18 protein-coding genes and 2 riboswitches are annotated in these 21,601 nt (G+C 40.6%); of the genes, 13 read left to right on the top strand and 5 right to left on the bottom strand.

The features are described 5' to 3' along the window. The first annotated feature begins 13 nt into the window (after positions 1-13). A complete protein-coding gene (locus tag O2S85_RS13465) occupies positions 14-973 on the top strand; it encodes an MBL fold metallo-hydrolase (RefSeq protein ID WP_269409824.1) in 960 nt (319 codons plus the stop codon). Positions 974-977: 4 nt separating this feature from the next. On the opposite strand, the gene O2S85_RS13460 is transcribed toward O2S85_RS13465, so the two are convergent. Continuing rightward, positions 978-1,364: a calcium-binding protein gene (locus O2S85_RS13460; RefSeq protein ID WP_269409823.1), complete on the bottom strand. Its 387-nt coding sequence runs from the start codon at positions 1,362-1,364 to the stop codon at positions 978-980. A 118-nt stretch (positions 1,365-1,482) separates the two neighbouring features. On the opposite strand from O2S85_RS13460, the gene O2S85_RS13455 reads away from it, so the two are divergent. The 3 genes from O2S85_RS13455 (at position 1,483) to O2S85_RS13445 (ending at position 5,119) form a co-directional block, all read left to right on the top strand. After that, the gene (locus tag O2S85_RS13455; protein ID WP_269409822.1) at positions 1,483-2,418 is read left to right on the top strand and encodes a fumarylacetoacetate hydrolase family protein; all 936 of its coding nucleotides are present in this window, start codon (positions 1,483-1,485) and stop codon (positions 2,416-2,418) included. Positions 2,419-2,768: 350 nt separating this feature from the next. After that, positions 2,769-3,875 (top strand): glutamate 5-kinase, encoded by a 1,107-nt coding sequence (gene proB, locus O2S85_RS13450; RefSeq protein WP_269409821.1) that lies wholly within the window; start codon positions 2,769-2,771, stop codon positions 3,873-3,875. Next, positions 3,872-5,119, top strand: a complete 1,248-nt coding sequence (locus O2S85_RS13445) for a glutamate-5-semialdehyde dehydrogenase (protein WP_269409820.1) — start codon at positions 3,872-3,874, stop codon at positions 5,117-5,119. Before proB ends, O2S85_RS13445 begins: the two co-directional genes overlap by 4 nt. Before the next feature lie 97 nt (positions 5,120-5,216). On the opposite strand, the gene O2S85_RS13440 is transcribed toward O2S85_RS13445, so the two are convergent. Together O2S85_RS13440 and cysK are read right to left on the bottom strand one after the other, a co-directional pair. Next, positions 5,217-6,269, bottom strand: a complete 1,053-nt coding sequence (locus tag O2S85_RS13440) for a homocysteine S-methyltransferase family protein (protein ID WP_269409819.1) — start codon at positions 6,267-6,269, stop codon at positions 5,217-5,219. 101 nt (positions 6,270-6,370) lie between these two features. Then, positions 6,371-6,468: riboswitch (SAM riboswitch) on the bottom strand. A 242-nt stretch (positions 6,469-6,710) separates the two neighbouring features. After that, on the bottom strand, positions 6,711-7,625 hold the full coding sequence (gene cysK / locus O2S85_RS13435) for a cysteine synthase A (protein WP_269409818.1): 915 nt from the start codon (positions 7,623-7,625) through the stop codon (positions 6,711-6,713). A gap of 605 nt (positions 7,626-8,230) precedes the next feature. Here cysK and O2S85_RS13430 point away from each other — a divergent pair. The 3 genes from O2S85_RS13430 to O2S85_RS13420 are packed head-to-tail and all read left to right on the top strand — an operon-like array spanning position 8,231 to position 10,819. Next, positions 8,231-9,013 (top strand): ABC transporter ATP-binding protein, encoded by a 783-nt coding sequence (locus O2S85_RS13430; RefSeq protein ID WP_269409817.1) that lies wholly within the window; start codon positions 8,231-8,233, stop codon positions 9,011-9,013. Beyond that, on the top strand, positions 8,997-9,758 hold the full coding sequence (locus O2S85_RS13425; protein WP_269409816.1) for an ABC transporter permease: 762 nt from the start codon (positions 8,997-8,999) through the stop codon (positions 9,756-9,758). Before O2S85_RS13430 ends, O2S85_RS13425 begins: the two co-directional genes overlap by 17 nt. 59 nt (positions 9,759-9,817) lie before the next feature. Then, on the top strand, positions 9,818-10,819 hold the full coding sequence (locus tag O2S85_RS13420) for an aliphatic sulfonate ABC transporter substrate-binding protein (protein WP_269409815.1): 1,002 nt from the start codon (positions 9,818-9,820) through the stop codon (positions 10,817-10,819). A 185-nt stretch (positions 10,820-11,004) separates the two neighbouring features. Here the strand turns inward: O2S85_RS13420 and O2S85_RS13415 are convergent, their stop codons facing one another. Next, the gene (locus tag O2S85_RS13415) at positions 11,005-12,126 is read right to left on the bottom strand and encodes a methionine biosynthesis PLP-dependent protein (protein ID WP_269409814.1); all 1,122 of its coding nucleotides are present in this window, start codon (positions 12,124-12,126) and stop codon (positions 11,005-11,007) included. 78 nt (positions 12,127-12,204) lie between these two features. After that, positions 12,205-12,318: riboswitch (SAM riboswitch) on the bottom strand. A gap of 110 nt (positions 12,319-12,428) precedes the next feature. On the opposite strand from O2S85_RS13415, the gene O2S85_RS13410 reads away from it, so the two are divergent. Together O2S85_RS13410 and O2S85_RS13405 are read left to right on the top strand one after the other, a co-directional pair. Continuing rightward, the gene (locus O2S85_RS13410) at positions 12,429-12,635 is read left to right on the top strand and encodes a hypothetical protein (RefSeq protein ID WP_269409813.1); all 207 of its coding nucleotides are present in this window, start codon (positions 12,429-12,431) and stop codon (positions 12,633-12,635) included. Between the two features lie 51 nt (positions 12,636-12,686). Further along, the gene (locus O2S85_RS13405) at positions 12,687-13,304 is read left to right on the top strand and encodes a 3'-5' exonuclease (protein WP_269409812.1); all 618 of its coding nucleotides are present in this window, start codon (positions 12,687-12,689) and stop codon (positions 13,302-13,304) included. Between the two features lie 120 nt (positions 13,305-13,424). On the opposite strand, the gene O2S85_RS13400 is transcribed toward O2S85_RS13405, so the two are convergent. Further along, positions 13,425-13,937, bottom strand: a complete 513-nt coding sequence (locus tag O2S85_RS13400) for a spore coat protein (RefSeq protein WP_269409811.1) — start codon at positions 13,935-13,937, stop codon at positions 13,425-13,427. 481 nt (positions 13,938-14,418) lie between these two features. Here O2S85_RS13400 and O2S85_RS13395 point away from each other — a divergent pair, with 481 nt between their 5' ends. The 4 genes from O2S85_RS13395 (at position 14,419) to O2S85_RS13380 (ending at position 21,477) form a co-directional block, all read left to right on the top strand. Continuing rightward, positions 14,419-15,777: an FAD-binding oxidoreductase gene (locus O2S85_RS13395; RefSeq protein WP_269409810.1), complete on the top strand. Its 1,359-nt coding sequence runs from the start codon at positions 14,419-14,421 to the stop codon at positions 15,775-15,777. A gap of 173 nt (positions 15,778-15,950) precedes the next feature. After that, positions 15,951-16,424, top strand: coding sequence for a GNAT family N-acetyltransferase (locus O2S85_RS13390; RefSeq protein ID WP_269409809.1), 474 nt, complete (start codon positions 15,951-15,953; stop codon positions 16,422-16,424). A gap of 152 nt (positions 16,425-16,576) precedes the next feature. Further along, positions 16,577-17,359: an MBL fold metallo-hydrolase gene (locus tag O2S85_RS13385; protein WP_269409808.1), complete on the top strand. Its 783-nt coding sequence runs from the start codon at positions 16,577-16,579 to the stop codon at positions 17,357-17,359. Positions 17,360-17,670: 311 nt separating this feature from the next. Then, complete coding sequence (locus O2S85_RS13380) at positions 17,671-21,477, top strand: AAA domain-containing protein (RefSeq protein ID WP_269409807.1); 3,807 nt, start codon at positions 17,671-17,673, stop codon at positions 21,475-21,477. Positions 21,478-21,601: the final 124 nt, after the last annotated feature.

Genomic DNA, 21,601 nt, shown 5'->3' with positions numbered 1-21,601 from the left:
AGGGGAAAGTGACATGTTGGAGCAAGTTGCGGAAGGGATAAAAAAATTAGTCGTTCGTTTCCCGGGAGGTATGGGGGAAGTCAACTGTTATTTGCTGGAGGGGGATAATGGCTATACGGTAATTGATACAGGCGTATATGCACAGGAAGCGTTAAATATTTGGAATCAGGTGTTGGCAACAGGGATCAAGATCAACAAAGTCGTATTAACGCATACCCACCAGGATCATATCGGTCTGGCGAAGTGGTTTCAACAACAGGTTGGTGTGCCTGTATTTGTATCTGATCTTGGGTATCAGGAAATGCAGTATTTTTGTACAATTGATGCAAACGAACGGTTGATTCATTTAGTCCAAAAACATGGAGGACCCAAGCCTGCCAGACAAGCAGATCATTCATTTATTTACGATTTTGAACCGGATGGGATCTATAGAAACCGTCAGCACCTTCAATTAGGTAATAAAAAATATGAAGCGATTTGGACGCCAGGGCACGCACCAGATCATTTCTGTTTTTATCAGCCGGACAGTCAAATCATGTTTGTTGGTGATCATGTCCTACAACATGTTTCCCCGGTTATTGGTTTGTGGGCAGGCAGGGAAGAAAATCCGCTTCATGACTACTACCAATCATTAAAGCTGATGGCCGGCTACCCAACTAATATTGCGCTGCCCGGACATGGTGAAACCATTGACCGGTTCCAGGGCCGGGTAAATGAGATTAGGGATCGGCATGATCATCGACTGGAACAAGTATTGAAAATTATGGAAACCAAACAGTATCGAACGGCACAGCAAGTATGTGATGAAGTATATGGAACGATTGCCCCGGGTCTCGAAATGAGTTCCTTTATGGCGATTCTAACCCGGCTAATCTATTTGGAATCAATTGGCAAAGTAGAACAGGTACAACAGGGTGAAGAAATGGTTTTTCACATTGGGGCTAGTAAAGAGGATACTTGGCAAGCAGGCTAACCTTTTACTTGTATTTCTGCACCCATGTTTGATAAAGCTGAATTGGAGAATAATTCGTATCTTTCTTATCCGCGATGATCGCAGTCAATGGCAGGATCAGTTTTTCTCCTTCTTTTTCACATTCTATCCTGATCCCGTACGAAACATCTACCTGTATTTCCGGTTCCAGCTTGATACAGGTAATTGCAGAAGTTTGAGTTGACACGCCGTTTGTTTGATAAGTTGCCGCAAAAGGAAAGGCCAGTTCGTCACGTAAATAATCATAGAATGTAAGAAGCTGTTCTTCGTTGACCTGTAATGCATTGGCTTGGTTTTTTCCATAATAATTTTCCATGATATCGGTAGTTGGCACTCCTAAAATCCGGGCCACTTGCCGTTCCCAGTTTTCCATTATTTTTACCTCCATTATTTTTAATACTAGTATAAAGGCTGATCCTTAACCATGTCCATTTTGATGCGGGTGACGCGTGCCAAACTGAATATCGTAAATAATTAACGAGGTGGTTGAAATGAAATTAGTAAGCTATAAGTTTAACAACAAACCAGGTGCGTATCGAATCGGTTGTATGATTGATGGCAGAGTAGCAGACTTACAGGAAGGATTGCGGGCGTTATTACAATCCAATCATGATTATGGCAGACTGAGGGTATTGGAAAACCTGCTTCCCGCCGATCCGAATGACTTTTTTTCCATGGGTGAATTTACATTGAATCAAGCGCGAAAGGCCTATGAGTATATATCCGTACATACAGATGAGATGAAGTTATATGATCGACAAGAAGTGAACTTAGGTACACCGATTTCCCAACCGTCCAAAATTATTTGCGTTGGCAAAAATTATGCGGATCATGCAGCGGAAATGAAAAGTGATATCCCGGAGATTCCGGTCTTGTTTGCGAAATTTCCAAATGCATTAATTGGCCCTGAAGACGCAATTGAAAAGGCCAAGGTTACCAATAAACTGGATTATGAGGTGGAATTAGCGGTTGTGATTGGAAAGGAAGCATCACAGATTACGAAAGCAGAAGCCCTGGATTATGTGGCGGGGTACACAATTGGCAATGATACGTCAGCACGGGATCTGCAAAAACGAACCCCACAATGGCTGCAGGGTAAGACACATGATCGAAGCACACCAATCGGACCATGGGTGGTAACTGCGGACGACATTCGTGATCCGCATAACCTGTCTATTCGCTCGTTTGTGAATGGCGAAAAACGTCAAGATTCTAATACAAACAAACTAATTTTTGATATTCCGTTTTTGCTTGAGTTTATCAGCGATTTTATTACATTGGAACCGGGGGATATCATTATGACGGGTACACCGAATGGCGTCGGGGTTGCGATGGATCCGCCACAATTTCTTAAAGCAGGGGACGTGGTAACCTTGGAAATTGATCAGATCGGGAAGATGGAAAATGAGGTCGTTGATCAGGATTAGTGGGAATATGAAGAACATTGCGTCCTACTCTTGACATGGAGAAGGTTCCTGTTCATAATAGAAACAATAATAAAGAACGTCAACGAAGGATTAGTATATGACCTCTGGGGTGTTAGAGAGCGAGATTGATAAGCTGGGAGATTTCGTCACCGTCAAGTCATAGAACCTGCCTTCCGAGTCCCATCTAATCCATGGGCGCCCCCTTCAGCGTTATTGAAGAAAAGCGGGATGTGCAAACATTCAAAATGGGTGGTACCGCGGAAGTATAAACTCTTTCGTCCTTTTATTTTTTAAGGATGGGAGGGTTTTTTGTATTCCAAAAAAGGATGTTCAAGGGTAGGTGTAATAGAATGAGCAAAAAACGTATTGTCGTAAAAATTGGCAGTAGTTCGTTAACCAATAATAAAGGGCAAATTGATCATGAAAAATTGGCTGATCATGTGGCCGCCATTGCTGCACTTAGAAAAGCTGGTCACGAGGTAATACTTGTCTCATCCGGAGCAATCGCGGCAGGTTTTTCCGGATTGGGTTATCTCACAAGACCAGTGACGATCAAAGGGAAACAAGCGGCAGCAGCAGTTGGGCAAAGTCTGTTAATCCAATCCTATATGGAAAGATTTGCTCACTATCACCTGACACCGGCACAAATTTTACTAACCCGCAGTGATTTCTCCAGCCGGGAGCGTTACAGGAATGCCTTCGCAACGATGGAAGAACTGTTGGAGCGAGGGATGGTACCAATTATTAATGAGAATGACTCGGTATCGGCAGAAGAATTGACCTTTGGTGATAATGATATGTTATCCGCACTTGTCAGTGGCTTTGTACATGCTGATCAGTTAATGATTTTGACCGATATTAACGGGCTTTATGATGCCAATCCAAACACCAATTTCCAAGCGAAACGCGTTGATATGCTGGATACGATTACTGAGGGTATGTTAGCCAATGCCGGTGAAGCAGGATCCAACGTGGGGACGGGTGGAATGAGATCCAAACTGCTAGCAGCGAAAACAGCAACTTCACTCGGTGTCCCCGTGTTTATTGGCCGGGGAGCAGGCAAAAACAAACTGCTGGAAGTGTTAGATGGAAATGGGGATGGCACCTATGTTACCAGTCATTCCGTAAGATCGATCAACACAAGAAAACAATGGATTGCCTTGCACTCGGAAGCAGTGGGAAACATTTACGTTGACCAGGGAGCCGAAGAAGCGATTCTCTTTCACGGAAAAAGTTTATTGCCTGCTGGAGTCTTCAAGTTGAGCGGATCGTTTCAAAAAGGAAATGTGGTAGAGGTCTATGGTTCCAGAGGTTTGCTCGGAAAAGGCGAGGTAAACTGTTCATCCGAAGAACTGCAACAAGTCATTGAAGGAAAGACATCCATTGTGCCATTTGTCGAGGTGATTCATCGTGATGGCTGGGTCAAGACACCAAAAATAGGGGAGGGGATTTTGTGAATGAGGTTAGGCAAAAAGGGCAATCTGCCAAAAAAGCAAGTTTTGCATTGACAGGTACAACGACTGAAGAACGGAATCAAGCGTTGGAATTAATTGCCGATCAGCTTTTGGGTGAAAAGTCGGTCATCCTGGTGGAAAATGAACGAGATATTGAACAAGGGAAAGAAAAAGGGTTGTCTGATGCCATTCTTGATCGAATCATGCTAAATGAAGCCAGAGTAAACGATATGGCACAGGCCATCCGGCAATTAGTGTTACAAAAAGATCCGCTTGGAGAAACGCTGGAGATCATTGAAAAAGAAAACGGTCTGCAACTGCAAAAGAAATCCGTTCCGATCGGTGTCGTCGGGATGATTTATGAAGCAAGACCAAATGTAACGGTCGATGCCGCAACCCTGGCGTTAAAAACCGGAAATGCTGTCATTCTAAGAGGAAGTTCTTCCGCTAAATTTTCCAATCAGGCACTTGTTGCAGTCATTCGCCATGCGCTTGCCAACAGTGCTTTGCCCGTTGATGCGGTACAGTTAATTGAGGACACAAGCAGGGAAACAGCCAAAGAATTGTTCCATTTAAATGATTACCTGGATGTGCTAATCCCTCGCGGCGGTAAGAATTTAATTGATACCGTTGTACGTGAATCCACTGTACCAGTCATCGAAACTGGTGCTGGTAACTGTCATATTTATATTGACGAAGCAGCTGACCCTAAGATGGCTGAAGCGATTGTCTTAAATGCCAAGCTACAACGCCCATCCGTTTGTAACGCGATTGAATCACTAATCATTCATGAAAAGTGGCTGAAGCAAAACGGTGTAAGCCTGTTAGAAAAGCTGGCTGAAAATGGTGTGGAGATCCATGGGGATGAAGCGGTATGTGCAGCCTTTTCCCAAGCAAAACCGGCAACTGAAGAAGACTGGTATACGGAATATCTTGGCCTTTGTATCAGTGTGAACCAGGTTGACTCATGTACAGCAGCGATTGAGCATATTAATCATTATGGCACGAAACATTCGGAGGCGATCATTACGGAAGATAACGAGCATGCCAAGCAATTTTTACAGCTGGTTGATGCAGCTGCTGTTTATCATAATGCCTCGACCAGATTTACCGATGGTGCTGAATTTGGCTATGGAGCGGAGATCGGTATTAGCACACAAAAGCTGCATGCGCGTGGACCAATGGGATTGCGTGCATTGACATCAAGTAAATTTTATATTTATGGGAATGGACAGGTGCGAAAATAAAATAACTACCATTACCACGCATATTAAATGATGAAATAGGGTCAGCCCGTCCTCACCAATCGGGGAGGGGCTGACCTTTCACATTTTTCAGTTTTCGTTAAGCTTTTAACCGATAATCCAAATTATGCTTCTTCAATGTCTCATCATTCCCAAATAAAAAGTGTTTTTCCATATTAGGGGAGTACTTGGAATTAACGGTTTCCACGCCAGCTGCCTCCGCTACTGCCCGCAACATGGCAGGAGAAGCTCCACAGCATAAACCAATATAATTGATGCCGATGCTTTTTGCCTCTTTGGCCCATTCCGCCAGTTCATATCGATTATGATAGAGCGGGTCAAGTGCTGTTGGGAAAGTTGTTTCTAATGGTAAGTGGCAACTGCACCCACCATCTGGCAAGTTAAAGAAGGTCGGATGTTCATCAGTCGTCCGGTATGGGATTGGTAGTCCTCCAACATATCCATCAACGTTATGACGGATGTTGGCAAGGTATGGCTGCATCGTATTTGGTCCACGGAAACAATTCATCCCAACGACGAGTGCACCTTTTTCGGAAAGAAGTTTGCAGGCCTCTTCCACCGTGTAGCCATCCCGCAAGATATTTTCGCCCATTAATCCAAAGGTGATAACAGCCGGTAAGCCCTGTTTAGTGATTTCTTCCAATGCAATCAGTGCTTCCTCGTAATAATAAAATGTTTCACCATTAATGAAGTCAACTCCTTCTTGTTTGCACCAAGTTACCATTTCCGCAAACATGCTGCGGACTAGTTCCTTTGACTCGGGATTTTTCGGGTCAAAGATATTCGTGTTGGAAATATTTCCGGCGACAAGCGCCTCTTCAACCGGATGTTCCTTGGCGACCTCTTTTGCCAGACGGATAGCACTCCGGTTTAATGGCTCCAACAAATCTTCTTTACCTATAATGCGCATTTTCTCACGGTGGGCATTATATGTAAAAGCCAGTACCACATCTGATCCCGCATTCATAAAATCGCGGTAAGCTTGTTTTAATGCCTCTGGATTATCCAGTGCGACTTCTGGAACGAACGAGCCCGCCTGCAGATATCCCCTGCGCTCCAGTTCAAATAAATATCCTTCCCCGGCAATAACCGTACCTTCTTTTAACCGTTGTTCCAAACTACGCTTCGTCATTTTGTTTTCCTCCCTGTATACTTGGATTTTAAATTATATGGTAGCAAAAAGCCTCTTCTTACTGTCGATAAGAAGAGGCTTGGCACCGTGTGTTTAAGCATTTCTTATCTTCAAGCATTACGCTTCTGGAATTAGCACAGTACATACGCCTGTTGCTGAGGTTTCCCAGGGCCAGTCCCTCCACCTCTCTGGATAAGAATAAATTCAAATATTTATTCAATTATTAATACATACTATACGGGCAACTTAATCAAATGTCAAGCGAAAATGGGACACGAGGACAGGTTCGACGCCCACCATAAATTGGAAAACCGCCTATTCGTCGATAAAATCGCAAAAACCGCTGATAAATGTAGTTGAATTGTTGATAAACGATAAAAAAATCGCCGATAAACATTTGCTCTCCCTTTGGCTTGGACAGAAGAACGCCCCTATTCCTAATTAAATCAAGTCCATGCTCAGGTAACGTTCACCGCTGTCAGGCGCCATGGATAGTACTTTTTTTCCATTGCCTAATCGTTTGGCAACTTCAATGGCTGCATACACCGCAGCAGATCCGGACAGACCGATAAAAATCCCTTCCTGTTGCGGTAATTGACGGTACATGTTAACGGCATCTTCGTCCTCGATTTGCATAATTTCGTCATAGATGTCGGTGTTTAAGATATTCGGCACAAATCCGGGGCTTGTGCCAACCAGTTTATGTTTGCCTGGTTTGCCACCCGACAGGACAGGGGATCCCTTAGGTTCTGCAACAGTGATTGTCAGCCCGGGAATTTTTTCTTTCAAAACTTCCCCGGTACCGGTAATTGTTCCACCGGTTCCTGCTGTACAAACAAATGCATCGAGTTTGCCATTCATTTGTTCGTAAATTTCCAGCGCTGTAGTTGTCCGGTGAATATCGGCGTTTGCTTCATTTTCAAATTGCTGTGGAATAAAGCTTCCCGGAATTTCCTTTTGTAGTTCCAGAGCCTTTTTAATGCAACCGGGCATCTTTTCTTCGCTAGGGGTGAGGACTACCTCGGCTCCGTACGCTTTCAAGATATTTTTTCGCTCTGCGGTACTGTTATCCGGCATAACCATAATGGCCTTATATCCTTTTGCCGCGGCATTCATGGCCAGGCCGATTCCCGTGTTGCCACTGGTTGGTTCAATAATGGTTGCTCCAGGCTTCAGGGTACCTTTATCCTCCGCAACTTTAATCATATTATACGCTGCCCGGTCCTTAACGCTTTTACTTGGGTTAAACTGTTCCAATTTCACGTAGACATCTGCTGCATCCTCAGGAACAATTTTATTTAATTTCACAACGGGTGTATCCCCAATTAATTGTGTCATATCCTGTGCGATTTTCATTCATAAGTCACTCCCTTATCCATAAATTTTTGTTGGCATGTAACTGCTGAGTGGTTCATCCACCAGTAGTACCGAGTCATCAAAGCTAGAATTAGTATGGTTGAAATTCAAGCTAGTTACACAATGTGCTAAGAAGAAGAACTTTTCGGGATCACTGAAAAAATACGCTTTACATTGATCGAACCAAATGCAAAGTTGATCGAGAACACATGAAAGTTGATCGACCTGGGTGCGAAGTTGATCGATAGCGCATGAAAGTTGATCGACCTGGGTGTGAAGTTGATCGACCCAGATGCAAAGTTGATCGAGAGCATATAAAACTCGATCGAGCCAGGTGCACACTCGATCAATAACAGCATTTCAATCGAACTGTTGCCTTGACGATAAGATCCGAATCATTTCCTTGTCCCTTTAATTCCTAGTGGTTTACTCTATAATATCAATTTTTCAAGCAAATTCACAGTATTTTTATCTGTTTTTTTGAAAAATAGGCGAGTCACCTATTGGAAAAATATAAAAACCATGCTACAATCATTTTAATTCTCATTAAACATACTAATTTTATCAGAATTATAAACTATATAAAAAGGGGGGGGCATTACAGGGTGGAATTACATGTCGATGGGGTATCCAAACAATTTCAAAAAAAACAAAATGAACCATTACTTGTATTAAACAATATTCAACTGACCATCAATGAAGGAGAATTTGTCTCTTTACTCGGACCGTCCGGGTGTGGCAAGTCGACATTGTTGTCATTGATCGCCGGACTGCAAACACCTACATCAGGGTCGATTTTCCTGGATAAGAACAATATTATTGGACCAGATCCGAATCGGGGGATGGTGTTTCAGGAGGCAGCTTTATTTCCCTGGCTAAGTGTCAAAGAGAATGTCATGTTCCCGTTACGAAAAAAATTCGCTAAACAGGAGCAATCGCAAATCGCGAATAAATATTTGCAAATGGTACAGCTCAGCAAATTTCCCGATCATTATCCACACGAACTTTCTGGCGGAATGCAGCAGCGTGTGGCGATTGCCAGAGTATTGGCCATGAATCCGCAAATTTTGTTAATGGATGAACCGTTCGCTGCATTGGATGAGCAAACGAGAAGTGTCTTGCAAGACGAGGTCGAAAAAATTTGGCTGGAAACGAAAAAAACGGTTATTTTTGTGACCCATAGTATCCGGGAAGCGATTAAACTGTCTGACCGGGTGCTGGTGATGGGAGCAAGACCGGGAAGGATGATTGAAGACTTTCAGATCAAGCTTGACCGCCCGAGACGACAGGAGGATATGGCGAAATGGGAAAAGAAAATCATGAGGATTTTGAAGACTGAAATTGACCAGGTCATACGGGAGGAACTTGATTATGCCGGTAGTTTTTAAACGAATCATCTTTTTTGTTCTACTCCTTTTCATTTGGCAGGGAATTGTCCTTCTTGGCATTTGGCCTGAATCGATGATACCAAGTCCGCTTTCTGTATTCAATGCTATCTATTCAGGATTACTAGATATGACGCTTGTCTATGATTTATTGGCAAGTTTTCGGCATTTATTCATCGGCCTGATCATCTCGATTCTAATCGGCGCCGGGCTTGGATTCCTGCTTGCAACAGTGAGAACAGCAGATGAAACCCTAGGCACGATGATTTTGGCGCTCCAAAGTGTTCCTAGTATTGTCTGGGTACCGCTTGCGATTATCTGGTTTGGCTTTGGGGAGACATCGATTATTTTTGTCGTTGTTATTGGTGGAACCTTTGTGATGACGATGAATATGCGAACTGGTGTAAAAAACGTATCGCCCATCTATTTACAAGCAGCACGAACGATGGGATCAAGTGGCTTCGATTTATTTTTAAAAGTTGTTGTACCAGCATCGATCCCGCATGCCGTAACCGGTGTTCGCCTGGCCTGGGCATTCAGCTGGCGGGCATTAATGGCAGCCGAACTATTAAGTACTGGTCCCGGATTGGGATATACCCTTTCCTACGCATCTGATTTCAATAATATGAGTTTGGTTATTGGTATTATCATTATTATTGGCATCATTGGCTCAGTAGCGGATCAGCTGCTATTTCAGCGGATTGAAAACAAAGTACTAAAACGATGGGGGTTGGAAAAAGCAGCATAATAGATTTTAGGATGAACATCGAAAAAACATGATAACCACACAAAGAGAGGGGACTTTAAATGAGAAAGACGTTAACTGTTTTCGTCATTGGGGCGTTTTTATTGTTATTAAGTGCATGCGGCGGCAATTCCTCTGCATCTGGATCTTCTGGTGATAAACAGAAAATTGTCATCGGTTATTTTCCAAACTTAAATCACGCACCGGCAATGGTTGCTATTGAAAAACAGCTATATGAAAAACAACTTGGTGATGATGTGGATGTAGAATACCAGACATTTCCGGATGGTGGAGAATTTATGACCGCACTGGCAGCCGGGGAAATCCAAGGCGGGCTTGTTGGACCGGGACCGGCAATGAATAATTACATTTCCGGAGTGGACGTCGAGGTAGTTGCAGGTTCATCGACTGGTGGAACCGTCGTTTTATCCCGAAAAGACAGTGGCATCAAGACCGTAGATGATATTAAGGACGCTACATTTATTACTCCGGGTATAGGTTGTACACATGATGTCCAGTATGAAACCTATATGAAGGAAGCGGGGATTACCTCAAACCGAACTGGCGGCCAGATGAAACATGTTACTGGCAAACCAGCCCAATATACGACGATGTTTGAGAAAGGGGAAGTTGACATTGCCGCAGCTCCGGAACCATGGGGATCAATGTTGGAACTGAAGGAAGAGGCAAATGTTCTACTTGATTTCGATGAAGTATCGTTTGGAGAAACATTACCGGCCGCAGTGTTTGTAACTAGTTCTGAATTGAAAGAAGAAAATCCGGAATTGGTACAAAAAATGGTTGATGCCCATAAAGCTTCTATTGATTATATTAATGAGCATCAGGACGAAGCGATTGATATAACCATTCAAAGTATTGATGACATTACCGGACAAAAAATGGAACGTGATGTGATGGAAAGCGCCTGGAAACGCACGAATTTCGTGTATGACGTTGATGAAGATACGATTCAGGAATTTGGGGATTCTTCCTTCGATTTGCAGTTTCTTAAGGAACAACCGGATTTTAGTGCCTTCGTTGACAAGAGTTTTATTGAAGAGTAAAGCGTGAGATTATTAAAAAAATAACTACCGCCAGTCTAATGTTTGCTTGCCTGACTGGATAAACGCCAATATAAAAACAGCCTGCACCCAATGTTTGCAGGCTGTTAATTTTATTCTGTATTAACTGATGATAGGATCCGTCTGTCCTATTTTAAGAGAAAACCAGAACCGAAAGAAATTTCTCTTTATCCAAGTTGCGGTTCTTTGACTAAAGCGGATAATGCTTGTTTTAAATCCTGCTTTAAGTCATCTGCCTGTTCAATCCCAACAGAGAAACGTAATAACCGATCGTCTACACCTCGCTTCACCCGCTCTTCAATCGGTATGTCGGCATGGGTTTGTGTTGCCGGATAGGTAATAAAACTTTCCACACCTCCTAGACTTTCGGCAAATGTGATTAATTGTAATTGCTGTAAAAAAGGATCCACCCAGTCACTTTGTTGGAGACGGAACGATAGCATACCACCTTTACCAGGGTAAAGCACATCCACTACTTCATCCTGTTCGCGTAAAAAATGAGCAATGTCCCTGGCATTTTGCTGATGTTTTTCCATCCTTAGCGAAAGAGTTTTTAACCCGCGTATTAATAACCATGAATCAAATGGGGAAAGCACCGCCCCTGAGGCATTGTGAATGGTTGCTAATTGTTCACAAAGCTCGTTACCCTTTGCTGCCACCAATCCGGCCAACACATCATTATGCCCGCCGATATATTTGGTCGCACTATGAATCACAATATCTGCCCCCAGCTCCAATGGGCGTTGTAAGTACGGGGTGAGAAATGTATTGTCCACAATTAATAATAGCTGATGCTTTTTCGCTAGCTTGGCAATCTGTTTGATATCAACTTCCTGCATCAATGGATTGGTCGGTGTTTCAATTAAAATCGCCTTCGTGTTGTTCGTGATGAGACTCTCGGTTTGGCCCAGGTCGGTAAAATCACTATAAGACGTCTGAATCTGATAGTGATCGGCATAATGATCGAGCAGCCGGTATGTACCGCCATAGATATCTTCAGTTGCAATGAGTTCATCACCGGAATGAAACAGCGAAAACACTAGCTGAATTGCTGCCATTCCGGAACTACAGGCATACCCCTGATCACCCGCTTCCAGATTGGCGATACCTTCTTCCAATAGATAGCGGGTCGGATTTTTTGTCCGGGTGTAATCATACCCGGTTGACTGGTTAAGCCCCCGATGTTTATAGGCGGTTGACAGATAAATAGGCGGATTAATAGCCCCTGTAGACGCATCACTGTTGTTTCCCAGTTGTGCTAATCTTGTTTCAATACTTCTCTTAGTCATCTCATCATCTCCTGGTAAAGAATAAAAACAGTCTCTACTTAAAGATAAGAAGAGACTGTTGCATTATCGTTGGCACTCTTCTTATCTTCAAGCATCACGCTTCTGGAATTGGCACAGTACCTGGGATTGTAATTCCGCAAGTCTGTTGCCGAGGTTTCCAAGGGCCAGTCCCTCCACCTCTCTGGATAAGAAACAATTATATAATTTTAAATATTAATCCATACAATACAATTTTCCGGTTGAAAAGTCAAGCAAGACAGACAATAAAACTACGCTGAAAAAGTGCAAAGGGATAGCTATCGATGTTGGGCAAGTTTGTTTCAGCATTGATACCATTCCTGAAAATTTTGGGAATCACCGATGAATTTCACCAATCCGCCATAAAATTAGTGAAAATCGCCGATATCAAAACCGCCGATAAAATGAAACTACATTTGGGATCCTTATTGAGAGTTCATGCAGGGAAAGCTTTCCACACCGCAATTAGCCAGATAAGTGAGCAAAGTTAGACGCGCACTCTTAGGGTTTTGTGATATGATGAAGGCAAAGGGGAGGTACATATGATATTTACGTCGATTGATTTTGAAACGGCGAATGCGAAACGGCATAGTCCGTGCGCGGTTGGGATTGTGGTTGCCAATGAACATGAGATTATCGATGAATACTATACGTTAATCAATCCGTTGATGCAATTTAATTCATTCAATATTGAAGTACATGGAATTACAAGTCGTGATGTTGAAAACCAGCCAACATTTGCGGAAATTTGGCCAACTCTAAACGAATACCTTACTGATCATCTGGTGATCGCCCATAATGCCAGTTTTGATATGAGCGTAATCCGTAATACGCTGGATTACTTTAACATGCCATATCCGTCAATGGATTATTTATGTACTGCAAATATTTCCAGAAGGGTATGGCCGGAACTAATGAATCATAAATTGAATACAGTCGCTGTTCATCACGGGATTACGTTTGAACATCACCACGCTTTGGAGGATGCTCGGGTCGCGGCAAAAATTTTTCAACAGGCAGTTGATCAGCATGGTGGTCTGCTGGACTCACTACTTGCCCACTGTAAAATGGAAAAAGGCCGGATTTTTGAGCATGGGTATAAGACACCGAGGATGAAACGATCCAAACAACCAAGACGAATTAATTTCTCACATATGTAAATAGGAAAACGGTCCGTCACCCATGCTGGACCGTTTTTATCGTATATTCGACATAGGTCTTATCACATCACACTTTTAAAAATGGGTTGATTCGCCAGCTTTTGCTGTTATCCGGAAGAGCTATTTATATTCCATTTTCAAGGCTTTATTTGCATTCTTTAAATCATTCTGCAACAGTTTTTTCAAATCATATGCCGGATATTCACCCCTCTCAAACATATAGGCAAAGACATTCCCGTGTGTTTCAATCGCTTTTTGCAAATGTTTATTTAATGTATCTCGTAACACAGGGGTAGCTATTTCAGTGATGGAGGCACCATAATTCTTGACACAACTTTTTGTTAATACTAATAGGTCGCCAGCATAAAAACCGTCCCCAAGATTGCGAAAATCCTCTTCATCTTCCTCTGTTTCACAAGGTGCCAAGGAATAAAATTGAGTCAGTTCCTTCAAGTTATTTTCCATATCCTTAATGCATTGCAGATAAAGATTCCGCAGCATGTCATCACTTACTTCTCCTATCGCATGTTTCAATTTCATTAACCCAATTGATTGAAAGGCAACAAGTTCATGTACTTCCAGTGTTTCATGCCAAGCGAGATGCTTTGGCCGATTGCGCTCTGATGATTCCATTGATTTATGTTCCTCCCTTTAAACTAGTCAATGTCACTATATTCATTTAAACCCGGGACGGTACAGGAAACCAGGATTTTGGGCGAATATCCGATTTAGAAACTTTGCTGTAATTTAGAAATTAAGCAGAACAAAAATTCAGGCTCTGTTCTGCTTATGCCAGAATAGGCCCCGTCCGGCTCCAGCGCCCAGCGGCTAGCAAACTTCAGGTTTCTTCCTACGATAAGTCAACATCGGTTCGTAAGTTAAAGGAAGGCCGACTAAGAACGGCCTTTGCGGCCAACGTCGGCATACCCCTTTTGCAGGGGCATGTTTCCTTTATCTCGTCAGAACCCTTCCAGTTTGTACGCCGCTAACCGGACGCTTGCACCTTTGTTTTTTATCATTGGAAAAACTGTGATAGTATAATAGTATTATAGTTCGAAAAAGTCATACTGATAAAAAGCTTTTTCGTTTTTCCAAATTAAAGGGGAGATTACATATGAATTTAATGGAAGAATTACAGCAGGAACTTGCACCGGATCGCGTGACGAAAAATGAAACCGTATTGGAACAGCATAGCAGTGATGAATCCTATCATACACCACATTTGCCTGAAGTTGTTGTTTTTCCGGAAACGGCCGAGGAAGTGAGTCGCGTTATTAAACTGGCAAACAAGTACGAGCAGACAGTTGTCCCATTTGGTGTTGCATCCAGCCTGGAAGGAAATGTTATTCCCTATGAATCGAGCATTGTTGTGGATTTTTCCTTGATGAACAAGGTTTTGGAAATAAGGGAAAATGACTTTCTTGTCAAAGTGCAGCCTGGTGTTACCCGTTCACAGCTTGATAAGGAACTAAAAAAGTATGGCATGTTTTTTTCTGTTGACCCTGGCGCTGATGCCACGCTTGGCGGGATGGCGGCAACAAATGCCAGTGGCACAACGGCTGTCCGATATGGGATTATGCGTGATCAGGTCCGCGATATGGAAGTGGTTCTCGCCGATGGATCGATCATTCATACAGGCAATCTGGCAGCGAAATCTTCATCTGGTTATCATTTAAATGGTCTTTTCGTTGGATCTGAAGGAACACTTGGCTGTTTTACCGAATTAACATTACGGGTTTATGGTATTCCGGAATATACGATGGCAGCCAGGGCTTCCTTTCACAGTGTTGATGATGCAGTAGAAGCGGTCACTGCCATTTTACAGGCAGGTGTACCGATTGCCCGGGTCGAACTGGCGGATGCCCAATCGATTAAACAAATGAACTGGTTTAGCGAGACTGAATATCAGGAAGTGCCAACCGTCTTTTTGGAATTTCACGGAAATGAAGCAGGGCTTAAGCAGGATGTCGATTTTACCCGGGAGATTGTGATGGATCATAACTGTCAGGATATTGAGTTTGAAACCGATACGGCGGGCAGAAACCGGTTGTGGGAAGCAAGACATAACGTTGCATACGCCTATATTCACGGCAATCCCGGCAAGAAACAAATGGTAACCGATGTTTGTGTGCCGATTTCAGAGCTTGCGGGGGCAATAAAAGATGCCCGTGAAGCAGTAGAAACATCGGGACTTGACGGTGGAATTGTCGGCCATGTCGGTGATGGTAATTACCACATCTTGTTAATGGTTGATGTAAATGATCAAACCGATATTGATAAAGCGAACATCGTAAACGAACATATTGTCAATTATGCCCTTGCTCGTGGTGGTACTTGTACAGGTGAACATGGTGTCGGGATCGGCAAACGAAAATATGCGAAAAAAGAACATGGCGCTTCATTGGAAGTCATGCGTGCGATTAAACAAGCACTCGATCCTAAAGGTATTTTGAATCCGGGGAAGGTTATATAAGGTTCGTTTAGGGTGAACAGTTTCCCATTATGCTAATGCGTTAAAGTGGATGGGGAATTGTTCTTGATTTTCTTGGATTATCAAGATGTCGTGAGAACCGTGTTTTATATCAAAAGTGGTGCGACATGAACGTGCCGGAAGTAAGCGATTTTGGTTAGGAAAAGAAGAAAAGTATGAATTTAATCATTAAAAATATGGACGAAGATTTAGCAAGAAAGATTCTTACTTGGAAATATGAGCCCCCCTATGATTTTTATAACAATGAAGTAAACGAAGAGGGGATGAGAGAATTTCTCGCTGGTACATATCGGGCTATAACAGACGATGAGGGTGAGGTCTTTGGCTTCCTATGTACAGGGAAATCGGCCCAAATACCAGTTGGTAATAATTATGGTGTATATAAAGATAACTTTGTAGATATAGGTCTAGGTATGCACCCTGATTATACAGGTAAAGGATACGGCTATGACTTTATGACATTTATTCTTAAATATATAAAAGAAAACTACACGGGAGTTCCCATGAGGTTATCAGTCGCAACGTTTAATAAAAGAGCCATTCATTTATATGAACAAATCGGATTTGTAAAGCAAGACAAGTTCAAAACTGATGTTGCTGATTTTATTACTATGGTTAAAAGGAATTAGTGAAGGTATTCAACTAAGGGATGCGAATGCTAAATTGTTTGCAAAGGATTAATAAGAGTTGCGTAGGGTCAGTTAACCGTTAACATGATGAAGTAATTCTCTGTGAACAAGAATTTCAATTTCGTCAATATAATAATAAAATGGAGTGTTTAATGATGGAGGATCCGTGGTTTACCATTCAACAAATCAATGAAAATACATATGCGATTAGTGAATACGGGCACTGGGAAAAAGTGCATTCATTCTTATTACTGGGAGAGGAAAAAGCGGCACTGATTGATACTGGTCTTGGCATTGATCATATAAAAAGAATAACAGACCAATTGACTGACTTACCGATTGATGTCGTTACTACCCATGTTCACGTTGATCATATTGGAAGTCATGGAGAATTTGAAAGAATTTATGTTCATGAAGGTGATCAAGATTGGTTAGTGAATGGAATCAGTGGCTTGTCCATCGATCAAATAAGAAAAAATATAAGCAGGGATATAACAATACCTGTGCCGGAAACCTTTAATCCCGATACATATCAACCTTTTCAAGGGGAACCGACAGGCTTATTAAAAGACGGTGATGTAATTGATTTAGGGAATCGAATATTAACTATCTATCATACGCCAGGGCATTCTCCCGGGCATATAGCCATTTTTGATGAGTCAAATCGATATTTGTTTACGGGAGATTTACTTTATGATGAGACACCAATATATGCTTTTTATCCGTCAACAAACCCTGTTGATTTGGTCAATTCACTGGAGAAAATAGCAGGGTTATCGAATGCCTCAAAGGTTTTTGGTTCACATCATACAGTAGGGCTCGATCCTGAAATTTTAAATGAAGTAAAATCAGCGGTCAAGTTTTTGAGAGAGAAAAAACTAATTAGATTTGGTACAGGAATTCATGAATTTAAAGGTTTTAGTGTGCAGTTTTAAGCATTTAGCTTTATTGGATTCCGTTGAAACAATCTTAATTAAACGGTTTTTTAGAAAAGTACCGGTGGTAAATTTCCATGGACAAGAAAATTCGTGAAAACGATGTGGTAAGGGTATGAACGTTTAGTTTACCCTTAATCTCTTTTGGAATGAAAAATAGGCTAAATCGCGATAATTTTGAAGTTATTATCTTTATACGTTTTGCGCACATCAGTTGAAAATGGGAAATTTTGCATTATATACAGGTGTTCTGTTAGAATAGAGTCAGAATTATAAAAATTAAAACCAAAGTGTAGAAGTGGGGTGCTTACATGGATATCCATTCTATTTTACAATACTTTCAAAATTACGAGAGTGAAATTAAATTTCAGCAAAGCAGTTTACGCGATGTAAAAGGTTATGATTATTCAATTGAAGTGTTGGAAAATCCTGAACGTTTGGAAGAGGGGCTATTACAACAGAAAGTAAATTACTTAACAGAAATAATAAATAGTAAAAAAAGCCACATATGTAGGAAAAATGAGTATCGAGAGGATAAAAAACTTAATGAAATAATTAAACAGATCATATCTAGACATGAGGAAGAATTGCTAAGTACAGCATTAGATTTTAAAAATGATAAAACTGAAAAAGAATTTATAATAGAATTACGTAAAATAGTGGACGACCAGAGTTGTTATATTTGTTATCCTGTTTTGGAAAAGGATAAGAACTACCATCCACTTTTTGTATTTGAAGCCACTTTATTGCATGGTGAAATATCTGTAAAAACCATTCATGCCAATTTAAATGCATTATCACTATATATTGCTTGTTTTACCAATACTGCAACAAGCGAAGTAACCCATGCATACGGGGAAAAGATAGAGTCAGTATTACGGCAAATTGAAAATTTACACGTCCCAGAGAAGATGGACGAGGCACTGTATTCCGCAATCACCGTTATTAACGGTGAATTTCCCAATTTGTTTTCTGCCGTTGGAGAATTTAAAAAATATGAAGGATGGTCCAGATTATCAACTGTTTTTGTTACTACAGAGAGTTTTAAGAAATTTAATGAACCGCCGTTTAGAACAGAAATTGAGCTGGTGCAAAGGAATTTAAAAGATAAAGGTGAACCAACGTTAAACTCAAATCCTTTAAACAGTTATTTATTAGGAAATAACCATTCAGTACCTTTTGATAGAATAAAGCCGCAAAATCATTTTCATTTAGGAAGTTATACAGATGCTTACTCTATCAATGAAAAACAATGGCATATACTTGGGGCGCTTAACAATTCTCACTTACTCTCGGTAAATGGACCACCTGGAACAGGCAAGACTACCCTGTTAAAAGAGATAATTGCAGATACAATTGTTAAGAAGGCACAGCAATTAGTTGGGATTTGGGATGAAAAATGGGAGCCAACGGACAATGGAAAGATGTACATATCGCCTATGAAAGGGAAGAATGATCACTCTATTGTAGTTACCAGCACAAATAATAAAGCTGTCGATAACATAGGTGAGGAGCTGATGTCAGAGGTTTCATATTTCAGCCAGTTTGTGAAGGACATGGCGGAAGATGATTTAACCATTAAAGGGTTGATGTGCGCTCGGCTAGGTAAAAAAAGTAATGTTGATCAATTCAGAAGAAATATTTTGGAACCATTAATCAATGGTTTGAAAAGTACTGATTTGATAAATTACGAAGATAAGGAAGAACAAACCTTAACAAACTTTAACAAAACAATAGCTGATTTGGAAAGCATAGAGCAAACAATTAGTACCTATCTACAAATAACAAAGGATTGCCTGAATCAAGGACTTTTGGACAAAAAGTATGGGCAATCCAGATCTCAAGAACAATTGGAACATCAGAAAGATCAATTGTCCATTTCTATGGAACAGCTAAGGTATAAACAGGATGAAATAAGTCAAAAAGTAGAAAGTCATCAAAACAATGCTTTTGCTAGAATAGAAGAACAAGAAATGTTGCAAAAGGATATTTTTGAAATAGAAAATAAACAAAAAGAATATTATAGTGCATTAGAAGAATTCCATTCTTATAGCAAAATAAAATGGCTTTCTTTTTTGCCCAAACGAAAGAAGTTTTTTAAGAACTATCCATCTGAATTGTTTATTCGTGAGCGCATTGAAAAATTGGACAGTGCCTATTTTAACAAACAGAGTCGTCTGGACAAGTGTAAGCAGTCCGTATTATCTATTCAACATAATATTCAATCTTTAGAAAAAGAGTTTAGCGAAATAAGTGAAAATTACGATTTGTTAAAAGAACAACTGAATAAAACACAAGCTAACATAAGATTACTAAAACGTTTGGAACTTGTAAAAGAGCAACTTGTGCAACAATTGAAATTAGATTTGGATCCGGAAAAATATGATAGTGTTTACGATTTAATTCATAGTAATGACATCATCGCAAAAAAACGGCATGTATTATTTAAACAATCCCTACTAGTAATTGAACATTATATTTGGAAACATCGTGAGGAAATTTTGAATAATTTGGAATATATTTCTGGTAAGGATTATCTCTTTCAACCTTTTTATAGTAAGACGCAAAAATTCCATTCAAAAAAGGAAAATGAACTTCGCGTGGCATGGGAAACTTTTTTCATTTGCTTTCCAGTAGTTACAACAACTTTGCATTCATTTAAAAGTACAAACTTTCACATGTTGGAAGGCTACATTGATTTATTGCTGGTAGATGAATCCGGGCAGGTTTTGCCGCATTATTTAGTCGGCCCCTTATATAGGGTGAAGCGGGCTTTAGTTGTTGGAGATATTATGCAGATCGCACCTGTTAGGCCAACGATGAACAATATTATAGAACAATCGAATATCCCGGAAGATAACTGGAATTTATTTGATATAACTAAAAAGAGCGCACAGCATTATGCCGATCAAAATTCAGATGTGTTTGAAATAATGGATAAACAGCGAGTCGGTATCATATTAGAAGAACACCGGCGTTGTGAACCAGCAATTGCGGCGTTTTCGAATCATAAAGTATACAACAATAGGTTAAAGATTGTGAAGAAAGACAATAACGATAAGTTGTTTGGTAATAACCTTATAGGAATAGACATCAGGGGAAAACAGGAAAGTAGCAACGTAAATAAGCAAGAAGCAACCATATGCGGTAAAATTGTAAAAAAAATGATCGAACGATATGGGGAGACTATCAAAGATGAAATTGGGATTATCACACCATTTAAAAACCAAAAGAAATACCTCGAAAAGATAATAAAAGATGTAGATATTGGAACTGTACATGCTTTCCAAGGGCAAGAGAAAAAATATATTATATTTACCTCTGTTGTAAATGAAAAGCTAATAGAGTTTGTTGGCGGCGAACCTAATTTGCTGAATGTAGCTATAACAAGAGGGAAAGAGCAATTCATATTTGTGGGAAATTTTGAAGCCGCCTTAAGAAGTGGGAATTATCTGTCCTCCCTGTTAAATATGATAAAAAAATATGGGGCAGCATTTTCTTTATTTAATACAGATCTGAATATTTCTGACACAACATATAAGGTTGAGGTTTTTCAAATGTTTGCAGCAAGTAAAATTGACAAACCATCTGAATTTGGCAGCTTTTTGTATGAAAAGTTTCCTAATCATGTAATTATCGGCGCCAAGTCACATTATTATACATTGATAAATGCACTGGCCAAATCCGAAAAAAGCATTGATATTATAAGTCCTTGGTTAGCTTCGAATCTTATTAATGGAGATCAGTTTAATAGAGGATTGACATATGCAATGGGACAAGAAAACGATATTCATATTATTTTTGGCTATAACAAACGTCGGGGTGCAACATTAGAAAGAATAGAAAGTATTTATCATACGGATGTGAATAAAAAATTTGTTGATGAAAGTAGTTATGTTAATGCTGTAATTAATTTAAGAAAGAAGCTGAAAGGTGGTTTAGAATACAGACCTCCTTTACATGTTAAACTACTACTTGTTGATAAACAGTATTTGATTATTGGATCCCATAATTGGCTGTCTAATGACGCGTCCCAATCGAATGCAAAAGAGGAAATTAGTGTTATCTTAACCGATAAAGAATATATTGATTACGTTGTAGATTATTTTAAATTATGAAGCAATCGAACTTATTGAATAAAGGAAGGACTACTCACCGAATTGTTGGCGCAAGTTTAAAACAGTGTAAATATAGGTTAGGGTAACTTATCAACTATACAAAGATAAGCTTCCGACAATTTGG

The organism is Lentibacillus daqui, assembly GCF_027186265.1.
Lineage (GTDB): Bacteria > Bacillota > Bacilli > Bacillales > Amphibacillaceae > Lentibacillus_C > Lentibacillus_C daqui.
The sequence above is the reverse complement of the archived record's forward strand: the minus strand, read 5'-3'. Positions and strand labels throughout refer to the sequence as shown.

Excerpts from the sequence above, each read along its gene's own strand:
- O2S85_RS13465 (WP_269409824.1), top strand. The coding sequence starts at position 14 with ATGTTGGAGCAAGTTGCGGAAGGGATAAAAAAATTAGTCGTTCGTTTC.
- O2S85_RS13460 (WP_269409823.1), bottom strand. The coding sequence starts at position 1,364 with ATGGAAAACTGGGAACGGCAAGTGGCCCGGATTTTAGGAGTGCCAACT.
- O2S85_RS13455 (WP_269409822.1), top strand. The coding sequence starts at position 1,483 with ATGAAATTAGTAAGCTATAAGTTTAACAACAAACCAGGTGCGTATCGA.
- proB (WP_269409821.1), top strand. The coding sequence starts at position 2,769 with ATGAGCAAAAAACGTATTGTCGTAAAAATTGGCAGTAGTTCGTTAACC.
- O2S85_RS13440 (WP_269409819.1), bottom strand. The coding sequence starts at position 6,269 with ATGACGAAGCGTAGTTTGGAACAACGGTTAAAAGAAGGTACGGTTATT.
- cysK (WP_269409818.1), bottom strand. The coding sequence starts at position 7,625 with ATGAAAATCGCACAGGATATGACACAATTAATTGGGGATACACCCGTT.
- O2S85_RS13425 (WP_269409816.1), top strand. The coding sequence starts at position 8,997 with ATGCCGGTAGTTTTTAAACGAATCATCTTTTTTGTTCTACTCCTTTTC.
- O2S85_RS13420 (WP_269409815.1), top strand. The coding sequence starts at position 9,818 with ATGAGAAAGACGTTAACTGTTTTCGTCATTGGGGCGTTTTTATTGTTA.
- O2S85_RS13415 (WP_269409814.1), bottom strand. The coding sequence starts at position 12,126 with ATGACTAAGAGAAGTATTGAAACAAGATTAGCACAACTGGGAAACAAC.
- O2S85_RS13410 (WP_269409813.1), top strand. The coding sequence starts at position 12,429 with ATGTTGGGCAAGTTTGTTTCAGCATTGATACCATTCCTGAAAATTTTG.
- O2S85_RS13405 (WP_269409812.1), top strand. The coding sequence starts at position 12,687 with ATGATATTTACGTCGATTGATTTTGAAACGGCGAATGCGAAACGGCAT.
- O2S85_RS13400 (WP_269409811.1), bottom strand. The coding sequence starts at position 13,937 with ATGGAATCATCAGAGCGCAATCGGCCAAAGCATCTCGCTTGGCATGAA.
- O2S85_RS13395 (WP_269409810.1), top strand. The coding sequence starts at position 14,419 with ATGAATTTAATGGAAGAATTACAGCAGGAACTTGCACCGGATCGCGTG.
- O2S85_RS13390 (WP_269409809.1), top strand. The coding sequence starts at position 15,951 with ATGAATTTAATCATTAAAAATATGGACGAAGATTTAGCAAGAAAGATT.
- O2S85_RS13385 (WP_269409808.1), top strand. The coding sequence starts at position 16,577 with ATGATGGAGGATCCGTGGTTTACCATTCAACAAATCAATGAAAATACA.
- O2S85_RS13380 (WP_269409807.1), top strand. The coding sequence starts at position 17,671 with ATGGATATCCATTCTATTTTACAATACTTTCAAAATTACGAGAGTGAA.